This is a genomic window from Fructilactobacillus frigidiflavus (assembly GCF_044054575.1).
GTDB lineage: Bacteria > Bacillota > Bacilli > Lactobacillales > Lactobacillaceae > Fructilactobacillus > Fructilactobacillus frigidiflavus.
Genome location: NZ_CP168716.1, coordinates 1,177,027 through 1,188,884 on the forward strand (window position 1 = coordinate 1,177,027; position 11,858 = coordinate 1,188,884).

General features: G+C 34.5%; 11 protein-coding genes. 10 read left to right on the plus strand and 1 reads right to left on the minus strand.

The genetic code is table 11. The features are described 5' to 3' along the window. Nucleotides 1-6 precede the first annotated feature (6 nt). Nucleotides 7-660, plus strand: a complete 654-nt coding sequence (trmB, locus tag ACEPSS_RS05890; protein WP_395318253.1) for a tRNA (guanosine(46)-N7)-methyltransferase TrmB — start codon at nt 7-9, stop codon at nt 658-660. Here trmB and ACEPSS_RS05895 read toward each other — a convergent pair whose 3' ends face one another. Beyond that, nucleotides 661-975, minus strand: coding sequence for a hypothetical protein (locus ACEPSS_RS05895; RefSeq protein WP_395318255.1), 315 nt, complete (start codon nt 973-975; stop codon nt 661-663). A 58-nt stretch (nt 976-1,033) separates the two neighbouring features. Between ACEPSS_RS05895 and ACEPSS_RS05900 the strand changes: the two genes are divergently transcribed. The 9 genes from ACEPSS_RS05900 to ACEPSS_RS05940 all read left to right on the plus strand — a co-directional run bounded on the left by ACEPSS_RS05900 (nt 1,034) and on the right by ACEPSS_RS05940 (nt 11,857). Continuing rightward, on the plus strand, nt 1,034-1,393 hold the full coding sequence (locus ACEPSS_RS05900; protein ID WP_395318257.1) for a thioredoxin family protein: 360 nt from the start codon (nt 1,034-1,036) through the stop codon (nt 1,391-1,393). 18 nt (nt 1,394-1,411) lie between these two features. Then, nucleotides 1,412-2,050, plus strand: a complete 639-nt coding sequence (gene ytpR, locus ACEPSS_RS05905) for a YtpR family tRNA-binding protein (protein WP_395318258.1) — start codon at nt 1,412-1,414, stop codon at nt 2,048-2,050. Between the two features lie 44 nt (nt 2,051-2,094). Next, complete coding sequence (locus ACEPSS_RS05910; protein WP_395318259.1) at nt 2,095-4,419, plus strand: DNA translocase FtsK; 2,325 nt, start codon at nt 2,095-2,097, stop codon at nt 4,417-4,419. 58 nt (nt 4,420-4,477) lie between these two features. After that, nucleotides 4,478-5,827 carry a UDP-N-acetylmuramate--L-alanine ligase gene (gene murC / locus ACEPSS_RS05915; protein ID WP_395318261.1) on the plus strand — a complete coding sequence of 450 codons (1,350 nt, stop codon included), beginning with the start codon at nt 4,478-4,480 and terminating at the stop codon, nt 5,825-5,827. Between the two features lie 86 nt (nt 5,828-5,913). Beyond that, on the plus strand, nt 5,914-8,613 hold the full coding sequence (polA, locus tag ACEPSS_RS05920) for a DNA polymerase I (protein ID WP_395318263.1): 2,700 nt from the start codon (nt 5,914-5,916) through the stop codon (nt 8,611-8,613). Between the two features lie 17 nt (nt 8,614-8,630). Beyond that, nucleotides 8,631-9,473 (plus strand): DNA-formamidopyrimidine glycosylase, encoded by an 843-nt coding sequence (mutM, locus tag ACEPSS_RS05925; protein WP_395318265.1) that lies wholly within the window; start codon nt 8,631-8,633, stop codon nt 9,471-9,473. Beyond that, nucleotides 9,466-10,038: a dephospho-CoA kinase gene (gene coaE, locus ACEPSS_RS05930; protein ID WP_395318266.1), complete on the plus strand. Its 573-nt coding sequence runs from the start codon at nt 9,466-9,468 to the stop codon at nt 10,036-10,038. The genes mutM and coaE overlap by 8 nt, the downstream gene beginning before the upstream one ends. Nucleotides 10,039-10,042: 4 nt before the next feature. Next, nucleotides 10,043-10,522, plus strand: a complete 480-nt coding sequence (gene nrdR / locus ACEPSS_RS05935) for a transcriptional regulator NrdR (protein WP_395318268.1) — start codon at nt 10,043-10,045, stop codon at nt 10,520-10,522. Nucleotides 10,523-10,525: 3 nt separating this feature from the next. Then, nucleotides 10,526-11,857 (plus strand): DnaD domain protein, encoded by a 1,332-nt coding sequence (locus ACEPSS_RS05940; RefSeq protein WP_395318270.1) that lies wholly within the window; start codon nt 10,526-10,528, stop codon nt 11,855-11,857. Nucleotide 11,858: the final 1 nt, after the last annotated feature.

An 11,858-nucleotide genomic window follows, 5' to 3' on the forward strand; every position in this document is an offset into this window, starting at 1 on the left:
TTAACTATGCGCGTTAGAAAGAAAAAATGGGCAATTCCTTATATGGAAGCCCATCCAGAATATTTAGTTACTGAACCAGAAAAATACCCTGGAAAATGGGAATCAAGATTTAAAAAAAATCAACCAATTCACGTTGAAGTTGGTTCTGGAAAAGGTCAATTCATCATTGGAATGGCCCAAAAACATCCTGAAATTAACTACATTGGAATTGATTTACAAGATTCTGTTTTAGCAATGGCGGTTCAAAAGGCAGTAGAAGGTGAATTGGATAATGTTCAATTAGTTTTAACTGACGGAGCCAATGTAGATACCTTTTTTGAAAAGGGAGAAGTTGCAAAGGTTTATTTGAACTTTTCTGATCCATGGCCAAAGAGTCGGCATGAAAAAAGACGTTTAACTTATAAGACATTCTTGCAAAGCTACGAAAACATTTTGCCAGATAATGCCGAACTTGAATTTAAAACCGATAATCGTGGGTTATTTGAATATTCATTAGTTAGTTTAAACAACTATGGAATGAAATTTAAAATGGTAAATCTAGACCTTCACCATAGTGACGAAGCAATAATCGCTGATAATGTTGAAACTGAATATGAAGAAAAGTTCAAACAAAAAGGCCCAATCTATAAGATTGTAGCCCAATTTGCAAAAGAAAATTAATTATTTAAATGATGAGTTAATGATTTTAAAGCCATACGCTTCGTTACTTTCTGGATTGAAAATGAAAGAATATGAATCAACGACTTCATCATCATTTTCAATATTTACTCCACAAGCGTATTCTAAGCCGTCATCGTTATTAAAATCAATCCAATATCCTTTGAGATGTTCTTTATCAAAACGTTCATTGAGTAAATTGGTTAACGTTTGACGGATTTTATCCTGTTTAATTTCTTTTCGTTTTTTCGTAATTAAATAAGCAGAGGTTCCTAGGACTGATAGAATAGCTGGAATGAATAAATTTCTTTTTGGCATAAACCTGTTTCCTTTCAGGTGATTTGATTTAAATTTATTATATAACAATTTAATTTTTATGAACGATAAAAATAGAAAGAATGGTGTAATTATGGAAGAATTAGCTGTAATGAATGAAAAAGAGCTTGAAACTAAATTAAGTAAGGGAAAGTTTATTTTGTTTTTTACTGCCGACTGGTGTCCAGATTGTAATTTCATCAAGCCAGCCATGCCAGAAATTATTAATGAATTTCCTGATTTTACTTTCATTAAAGTTGATAGAGATGATAATATTGAATTATGTAAAGAATTAGACATCTTTGGAATTCCTAGCTTTGTTGCATATAGTGATGGAAAAGAAATTGGACGTTTAGTTAATAAAGATCGTAAAAGTAAAGCCGAAATTGAAACATTTATTGAAGATTTACCTAAAAAATAAAAATAGGAGTTTGTTAAAATGATGATTGCAAGTTACAATTTTAAACAAATTGGTGATGTTTTAGTCGTTGTCTTAGGACAAGATAAAGGATTACAAACTAACGAAAAAAATAATGGGATTGTTGCGATTAAAAATGAAGATGGTGAAATCATCGGATATAACATTTTTAACGTTAGTAAGCTTCTTCCTGAAATTAAAAACGAAAATGGCCAAGTTACATTAACTGTTGACCAAATTGAAAAATTAAATCATGAAATTAAGGCAGCTGGTTTTTCTAAGCAGTTACCCGCTAAAGTAGCACCTAAATTTGTAGTTGGTTATGTTAAATCAATGAAAGAGCATCCTAAATCAAGCCATCTTCACATCACGGAAACAGAAGTGGAAGATGGAAAAACTCTCCAAATTGTAAGTAGTTCACCAAATATGCAAGAAGGCATTAAGGTAGTGGTTGCCGAAGTTGGTGCAATGATGCCTAGTGGGCTAATTATTTGGCCTAGTGAATTAAAAGAAGTCGAAAGTGACGGAATGATTTGTTCTGGTAGAGAGCTTAAAATTCCCAACGCACCTGATCGACCTGGTGCTTTGATTTTGCCTGACACTTATAAAGTGGGAGAACCATTTGATTTTGCTAAAGCAAGTACCCTTTTTGACGAATAGAAATTATTCGTTTTTTATACATAAATAGAGTTAAGGTGAAAAATATGGATCGTTATGATGGGCCAGCTTTTTTTAGAAAATATTTTAAAGGCGAAGTTCCCTTTAAAAGCACTAATTCTGGTCAAGTCAATCCGAAACTGCTAAGTCAAAAGAGTAGGGGAGACAAAAATAGTAAGAAATTAGAAGCAAATAAGGTAAAGCCACGATTTATTAAGGTAAATAGAGCTGAATCCAAGTCTAACTTAGTCGAACAGACTCAGTCTTTTCAGCCTAAAAAAATTTTTGATGCAGAAAGAGTTTTTAATCGAAGAACTAGTGAATTTACAACCCGTTACAAAAAGGCCATTGAAACGCTTGAAAATCAAACTAACTTAATCTTAATTAGTGATAATAAAGATGATCAATTATCCCATGAAACTCTACCACTAAAAACAAACGTTCCTCAGCCCCAAGAAAATATCAAACCTGAAATTATTGAAACTAGTGATGATAACCTAGTTTCAAATAAGTCCACTTTAGCTAATCCTGAACCACAAGTAGAACAAAAAAATGTAAATGAAGCAATAAGTAGTTTGTCTGCTAATAATGAACAAAAAAATTATGAAAACAAAAATGAAAACACTGTGGATAAGTCTAATGTGACTGCGAAGAAGTCTAACAATAATCGGGGATTAGGTCATTCTTTGAGCGATATTTTTAAAGATGAATCTGGTTTGGCTGATAATTTACCATTGTTCAACAAAGAACGACAAAAAGAACAGCATAATTCACTGCTTAAGAACAATGACAGTGAACCAGGTGAAGTGGCTGAGCTAGAATCGCCGACTACTGAAGTTCATTCAGCTCCACATGAAGCTATCACACAAACTAGCAGTATCAAAAAAACTGAAGTAGACTCAGACGAAAATGATCATTTTATTACTCAAACTAGTAATCCTAAGTTTGATAGTCAAAATTACCACTTTCCAAGCAATCAATTGTTAGTTCCACCAGTAAATGACGTTGATTCTGATATGGATGATTGGATTACTGATCAAGCAATTACTTTAGACAATACGCTACAAGCCTTTCACGTTAAAGGACACGTCGTTGATTGGACTGACGGTCCCACCGTTACTCAATTTCAAGTTAAGTTAGATTTAGGGGTGAAGGTTAGTAAGGTTACCAATCTAACCGATGATTTAAAAATGGCATTGGCTGCCAAAGATATTCGAATTGAAGCTCCAATTCCAGGAAAATCTACCGTTGGAATTGAAATTCCTAATCGTAATCCACGTCCGGTAATGTTATCTGAAATTTTAGAAGCACCTAAATTTAAAAATAATCAATCAATTACCGAGGTTGCAATGGGGGTTGATATTGAAGGTAGTCCGGTTACAGCAAACCTAAATAAAATGCCACATGCTTTAATTGCTGGGGCAACAGGTTCAGGGAAAAGTGTGTTTATTAATAGCTTATTAGTATCATTACTCTATCATGCTTCTCCAAGTGAGTTGCGGATGCTTCTAATTGACCCGAAAGCCGTAGAATTAGCTCCATACAATGAAATTCCCCATCTTATTTCACCCGTTATTTCAGATCCAAAAGAGGCTTCAGCAGCCTTAAAATGGGTTACAAGTGAAATGGATAATCGTTATGATCGGTTAGCTGCAGCTGGGGTTCGTAACATTGAGCAATATAACCAAAAAGCCCATGCTGCTAACCGTGATCAAGATAAATTACCATACATTTTAGTGGTAATCGATGAATTAGCAGATTTAATGATGGTAGCTTCAAATGAAGCGCAGGATTACATTGTGAGAATTACGCAAAAGGCTCGGGCGGCCGGTATTCATTTGATTGTGGCAACTCAACGTCCCAGTGTTGATATTGTAACTGGGACGATTAAAAATAACATTCCAACTCGGATTGCTTTTATGGTTTCAAGCCAAATTGATTCAAGAACCATTATTGACCAAGCTGGGGCAGAACGGTTACTTGGAAAAGGGGATATGTTGTATCTCGCGAACGGTGCTAATAAGCCTGAACGTTTACAAGGAGCCTTTGTTACCAATCAAGAGGTCGAAGCAGTTACTGCTTTTGTTCGTAACCAAGCTAGTGTTCGTTATGATTTTGATCCTAAATCACTTTTAAAAAGTGTTGATCAAGCTGCTAAGCACGATGAAATTTGGAAACGAGTATTGGAATACATCGCTACGGAAGATAATGTTTCAACTTCTAAATTGCAAAGAGTTTTCTCAATTGGCTATAATCGAGCAGCAACCATCATTGATGATTTGGAAAAAAATAATTTCATTTCCGGACAACACGGTTCAAAGCCTCGTGATGTTTATTTAACTGAGGATGATTTTCATAAATTAAATATCTGATCAATAAAAATGATATGATACTATTTGATACAGAAATTAAGAGGAGCTTTCATAAATAATGACTAAACCAGAATTAAAAATTGATAAAAATACGACATACTATTTCGTTGGAATTAAGGGAACGGGTATGAGTGCGATGGCCCTTGTCGTTAAAGATATGGGTTGTAAAGTTGAAGGATCAGATATTGAAAAATATACTTTTACGCAAAAAGGATTAGAAGATGCTGGAATTAAAGTATTCCCATTTAACCCCAATAACATCAAAAAAGGCATGACTTTAATTGTGGGAAATGCCTTTGAAGATGATCAGCCAGAAGTGGTTCGAGCTAAAGAACTAGATCTTCCAATCTTTAGATATCCAGAATTTTTAGGTGAATTAATCAAGGGATACACGAGTATTGCAGTTTGTGGGGCTCACGGTAAAACAAGTACCACTGGATTATTAGCTCATGTCCTTAGTGGAATTGCCCCAACTGATTATTTAGTTGGTGATGGAACTGGGAATGCAATTCCTGATGCCCGCTTCTTCGTTTATGAAGCTGATGAATATCGTCGTCATTTTATGCCAACCTATCCAGATTATGCCATCATGACTAACATTGATTTTGATCATCCTGATTACTATACCGGAATTGATGATGTTTTTGATGCCTTTCAAACGTTTGCTACACACGTCAAAAAAGGGATTTTTGCATGGGGAGATGATCCTTATCTTCGCAAAATTAAAGCTGATGTTCCGGTTTATTATTATGGAACTGGTGAAAAAGATGATTTTAGAGCAGTTGATATTAAACGAACTACGTCTGGATCAACTTTCAACGTCTTCTTTAGAGGTGAAGATTTAGGTCGTTTTGAAATTCCGTTGTTTGGTGAACATAACGTGCTTAACTCACTTGCAGTAATTGCCGTTTCTTATTTTGAAGAAGTTGATTTAGATGAAATTCAACGGGAATTGTTAACCTTCCAAGGAGTTAAACGGCGTTTTTCAAAAATCAAAGTTGGTGATATGACTATCATTGATGATTACGCTCATCATCCTTCTGAAATCAAGGCTACTTTAGATGCTGCTCGACAAGAATTTCCTAACAAGGAAATCATTGCGGTTTTCCAACCACATACTTTTAGTCGAACAATTGCATACCTTGATGATTTTGCCAAAACCCTTTCTAAGGCTGACCATGTTTACATTACCAAGATTTATGGATCACCACGGGAAAAATCGGGTAATATTAGTAGCCAAGACTTAGTTAATAAAATTCCTGGAGCTGCTTTAATTAAAGAAGATAATGTTTCTCCACTCTTAGACTACAATGATGCGGTTGTAATCTTTATGGGTGCTGGTGATATTCAAAAATATGAAAGAAGTTATGAAGACTTACTTAGTCACTTAAGTAAAAAAATTAACTAAAACTAAAAGTATGACGAATAGTCATACTTTTTTTTACTTAAAAACTAGTGTTAAAATATAATAAACAAACTTGGAGGAGCTTCCCGATGACCGAAAAAAAACTTTTATTAATTGATGGGAATTCATTAACTTATAAAGCCTTTTTTGCTTTATATACCTCAATGGATCGGTTTACAAGTCCGGATGGATTGCATACAAGTGCAATTTATGGATTTAATCGGATGTTAAATGATATTTTAGCTGATATCAAGCCAACTGCAGTTTTAGCTGCATTCGATGCTGGTAAAAAGACTTTCCGAACGAAAATGTACGCTGATTATAAAGCAGGACGCGCTAAAATGCCTGATGAATTACGCGAACAGTTTCCATATGTAATGAAGTTATTAAAAGCTAGAGGCATTAAAACTTACGAATTAAAAGATTATGAAGCTGATGATATTATTGGCACAACTGCCAAAATGGCTGAAAAAGCAGGTTATCACGTCGATATTATTACTGGAGATCGCGATTTAACTCAACTTTGTTCTGAAAAGACAACCGTTAGTGTTTCTAAAAAAGGGGTCAGTGATCTTGAAGCATATACCCCAGAATATGTTGAAAAAACGATGGGAATCAAACCGGGACAAATCATTGATGTAAAGGGTCTTCAAGGTGATACTTCAGATAACTATCCTGGAGTTGAGAAAGTAGGACCTAAAACCGCCATTAAATTAATTAAGCAGTATGGTACAGTTCAAGGAATTTATGATAATATTGATAAAATTACAGCCAAAAAATTAAAAGAACATTTAGTTAACGATGAACAACAAGCTTTTTTATCTAAAAAGTTAGCTACAATTGATACTGATGCTCCCATTGACTTAAAATTAGCTGATTTGATTTATCAGGGTCCGCAAGAACCAGCTCTGTCTGATTTTTATAAAAAAATGGGATTTAAATCATTTTTGAATAGCTCAACCAATTCTGATAATCAACTGGGAACGTCTAAAATTGAATTACCTGAGGTTAAATATACTGAACTAAGTGAAGCTAATCTTGATGAGCTTAGCACTTTAGGCAATGAAATTACCTTTAATCTTGAAACCATTAACCCTAACTACCATACCGCTGAACAGCTGGGATTTGTAATCGGTAATGGTGAAAAATGGTTGGTTAGTCGTGACATGAGTCTATTAGCTGATCAGCGGGTTAAACAAATCTTAGAAAATAATGATATCAACAAAAACATTTTCGATACTAAAGCGCAAATTGTGGGACTACATCGTAATGATGTGCACCTTCAAGGCGTTGATTTTGATATGTTATTGGTTTCGTACCTAATTAATACGTTAAACAATGAAGATGATATTGGCGAAGTAGCTAATCGTCATGGGTATTTTGGCGTTTTATCAGATGAAGAGGTCTACGGAAAAGGTAAAAGCCTTAAGATTCCGGATAACCAAGAACTTTTCGAACATATGGTAAGAAAAACTTTAGCCATTTCAACGTTAAAAAAACAAATGCTCAAAAAACTAGAGGAACATCAACAGTCTGATTTATATCGGGAGCTAGAGTTACCGTTAGCCCGTGTCTTGAGTGCAATGGAAATTCAAGGAATTACTGTCAACCAGGACAAACTAGAAGAACTAAAAAGTAAATTTACCGAACGAGTTAGTGAATATAAACAAAAAATTTACCAAGAAGCCGGCGAAGAATTTAACATTGGTTCACCCAAACAATTAGGGATTGTTTTATTTGAAAAAATGGGGCTTCCAGTCATTAAAAAAACTAAGACTGGCTACTCAACTGCAGTTGACGTTTTAGAAAGACTGGCACCTGACTACCCAATTATTGAAAATATTCTTAATTATCGTCAATTGACTAAACTAATCTCAACTTATCTCGATGGAATCAAAGCTGATATTACGGATGATGGGAAAGTCCATACCCGTTATTTACAAACTTTGACACAAACCGGGCGTTTATCATCCGTTGATCCTAATTTGCAAAACATCCCCGTTCGAACTGAAGAAGGACGGAAAGTGCGTGAAGCATTTGTCCCTAGCCATCAAGGTTGGAAATTATTTTCTTCTGATTATTCTCAAATTGAATTACGCGTCTTAGCTGCCATTTCTGGTGATAAAAATATGCGTGAGGCCTTTAATAGTGGGGAAGATATTCACGCTGCTACCGCTCGCCGAATTTTTGAATTAGACAAAGATGCTGAAATAACGTCGTCTTTACGGCGGCAAGCTAAAGCCGTTAACTTTGGAATTGTTTACGGAATTAGTTCATTTGGACTAGCTCACAATACTGGAATTTCCAATGCGGATGCAAAACGTTTTATTGACAAGTATTTCAAGGAATATCCAGGCGTTAAGCAATACATGGAAGACTCAGTGAAATTTGCGAAAGAGCATGGCTATGTAGAAACAATTTCGCATCGGCGGCGTTACATTCCAGAAATCAATTCTAAACGATTCCAACAACGGCAATTTGCTGAAAGAATTGCAATGAATTCTCCAATTCAAGGGAGTGCCGCAGACATTATTAAAGCGGCTATGATTAAAATGCAAACGGTTTTAAAAGAAAAAGGCTTACAGGCTAAAATGTTACTTCAAATTCATGATGAGTTGATTTTTGAAGCTCCTGAAGCAGAAATTCCCATCTTAGAAAAACTAGTTCCACAAGTGATGGATTCAATTATGAAAACTGATAAATTACTCAGTCAATCAGCCATTGATTTTAAAGTTCCGTTAAAAGTTGAAAGTCATTATGGATCAGATTGGTATAATATTAAAAAATAAAAAAAGAGGTGGCTAACATGCCAGAATTACCAGAAGTTCAAACTGTTCGTGAAGGATTAAATAAATTAGTTAAAGGTTCAACCATTAAATCAGTCGAAGTTTTATACCCTAAAATGATTAATTTGCCAGCTGAAGATTTTGCAGCCAAATTGGCAGGGAAAAAGATTCTTGATATTGATCGTCGGGGAAAATATCTTTTATTTAGACTCAGTGATGATTTGACCTTAGTTTCTCATTTGAGAATGGAAGGAAAATATGAAGTACAGCCAGAGGGAACTGAAAGACCCAAACATACCAATGTTGTCTTTCATTTAAACGATGGTCGTGAATTGCGTTATAAAGATACCAGAATGTTTGGGAAAATGGCGTTAGTTAAAAATGAAGACGTTTATAACTTATCTGGTTTGAATAAGATTGGACCAGAACCAACTGAGCAAGATTTGAAATTTGAGTATATGAAAGAAATCATGCACAAATCACATCGTAAAATCAAGGGCTTTTTATTAGATCAATCTAAGATTGCGGGATTAGGGAATATTTATTGTGATGAAGTTCTGTGGATGTCAAAAATCAATCCAGAACAACTTACCAATGAGCTTAGTGATGCAGAGATTAAGCTTTTACGTGAAAACATTATTAAAGAAATTGCAGCTGCGGTTAAGGGACACGGAACTACCGTTCATTCTTATTCCAATGCTTATGGAGAAGCGGGACAATTTCAAAATCAACTTCATGCCTACGGTCGGAAAGGTGAAGCCTGCGAACGTTGTGGTACCGCAATGGAAAAGATTAAAGTAGCACAACGGGGAACCACTTTTTGCCCTAAATGCCAAAAAATGCATGGTGATTTAAGTGACTAGAATAATTGGACTGACTGGTGGAATTGCCTCAGGTAAGTCCACCGTTGGCGAAATTTTACGAACTCAAGGTTTTAAAGTGATTGACTTAGATCAAACCGTTCATTGTTTAGAAAATGAAAATGAGGTAGTAATTCAACGAATCAGCAACATCTTTGGGGAGCATGTCATTGATGCGGGCAAAGTTAATCGCCCCAAATTAGCTAAAATTGTTTTTAATGATGAATTAGCTTTAAAAAAATTAGTTAGAATTCTAAACCCTTTTTTAATTGCTGAAATACGTCAATCATCTTATGATGACTTAGTTTTCATTGAGGCCCCGACTTTATTTGAAAATGGCTTACAAATCTACGTTGATAAAGTTGTGATGATAACTTGTGATCCGATTGTACAAATGCAAAGATTGATTAAGCGAAATCAGCTTTCAATTAGTAAGGCTAGTTTGTTAATTAATAGTCAATGGCCCCAAGCAATCAAAAAAGACTTATCAGATTTTTCAATTGATGCTTCAACTGGAATTGACGATTTAAAGAAACAAGTTCAAGGTTTAATTGATAATTTGAGGTGATAAAATGAAATGTCCTAAATGCGAACATACCTCTTCAAAGGTTCTAGAAAGTCGTCCGATTCAAGTCGGTAACGAGATTAGACGGCGACGAGAATGTAATAATTGTGGTCACCGGTTCACCACCTTCGAAAGAATTGAAGCGTCGCCTTTGTTAGTGGTTAAGAAAAATGGAAACCGAGAAGAGTTTAGTTCTGAAAAAGTTTTGCGTGGAATTATTCGCTCATGTGAAAAAAGGCCAGTTTCACTTGAACAAATGAATCGAATTGTGAATGATACTAAGCGAAAGCTAGAAAATTATGACAATGGTAGCCATGAGGTTTCAAGTGAGCTAATCGGTCAAGGCGTGATGGCCGGGCTTAAAGAAATTGATGAGATTGCTTACATTAGATTTGCAAGTGTTTATCGTCAATTCAAAGATATGAATGAATTTTATAGTAAAATGAAAGAGTTGATGGGTGAAGACGCATCAAAAAAAGAAAAATAAGTGATGAATAATAATCAAATTATTGAACCTAAAACAGAATACCGCGTTTATCGAAATGGTGATTTGGACTTAACTGATTTACAAATCCTAACTAAATTATATTTACCGATGATTGGTGCTAATGCATTTGCTTTAATTACCTCTTTATGGGAAAACGATGCAGAAAAGCACGAACATTTTACGTTGATGAATGGAATTGGAATTGACGGTGGTGAACTTTATCAAGCTCGTTTAAAACTTGAAGGGGCAGGATTAGTTCAAACCTTTAAAAGCGAAACGGAATTAGTTACGTATTTATTAGCAAAACCTTTAAATGCAAGTGCCTTTTTTAATAATGGATTACTTAGTGAAATTTTGCTTGAAATGGTAGGAGAATCTAAATACTTAGATTTAGCTAAAGAATTATTACCTCGTAATTATGATTTTTCTTTGACCACTGAAACCACCCATGATTTTTTAGAAGTTTATTCAGTAAATCAAACTAATCTAACCAACCTGCCTGATACGATTAAACAAGTTCAAAAAATCATTCCAGATGAATCCCAACCTGTAACTAGTCAGCATGATAACCTTGACTTTAAGTTGATGTTGAACATTTTAAATAACTCATTTGTGAACCTGGATGATATTAAAAAAAATCACGAGTTATTTGTTTCCACTAATTTGTTATATGGAATTAGTGAAGTTTCAATGGCAAAATTAGTAGAACAAGCCACTAATTTAACTAATAATCATTTTGATGCCCAAAAATTCAAGTTATTAGTATCAAGAAATAATCAAATCAATTTTAAGCAAACTAAGACTGAGAAAGTTCAATCCAATCCTAAAAATAACTATCATTTTGATAATGAAGAACAGCAATTAATTCAAACCGCTAAGAATTATGCACCATTGATTTTTTTAAGTGCCTTAAAAAAAGAAAAAAATGGATTTCCAACTAGTTCTGAAGAGCGGGTGGTTTCGCAATTAGTAGAAAAAATGGTATTAAAAACGGATGTAATTAACATGCTAATTTATTTATTATTAGTTGATCGAAATAATCCAACGTTAAATAAGAATTTAGTAGAAACAATTGCTAACGATTGGGCTCAAAACCAAATTCAATCGGCCGAACAGGCATTAGAACAAATTAAGACTCGTGATAGTAAAATTAGTGCAGAAAAAAATAAACGACGGCAAAAAGCAAAACAACGAACTAATTTAAATGTCCGAGAGACTTTACCAGACTGGGCGAAAGATACATCGACTAGTAACCAGACTTCAAAGACCTCAGAAACTAAGCATTCAAAGGAATCGGTTGAGGAAATGCTTAAAAAATTTAACGAAAAGAAATGAG